At 54.1% G+C, this 229-nt stretch carries 1 protein-coding gene; it reads right to left on the bottom strand.

Annotated elements, in window-relative coordinates; all coding sequences use genetic code 11:
• Window positions 1-229: molybdopterin-binding protein (locus tag MXD62_RS09825; protein ID WP_248829033.1), on the bottom strand; the 229-nt coding region annotated here is incomplete at both ends.

The following is a 229-nucleotide window of genomic DNA, read 5'->3' as shown; positions in this document are numbered from 1 at the left end:
GGCAGATACCGGGTAGCCTGGCAATCCGATAATCGGCGTTTCGTTGATCATTCCCACAATAACCGGTTTGCCCGGTCTTGTCGCTACACCATGTGTCAGCACTTCACCCAGCTCTGCTACCACATGAACGGTAAAATCCTCCGTCCCCGCTGACGAACCGGCATTGAGCAGCACGATATCCGCCTCTTCCGTTGCCTTCAGAACAGCAGCCTTGATCAAGGAGTAGTCA

This window comes from Frankia sp. Mgl5, from assembly GCF_023242985.1.
Lineage (GTDB): Bacteria > Actinomycetota > Actinomycetes > Frankiales > Frankiaceae > Parafrankia > Parafrankia soli.
The sequence above is the reverse complement of the archived record's forward strand: the minus strand, read 5'-3'. Positions and strand labels throughout refer to the sequence as shown.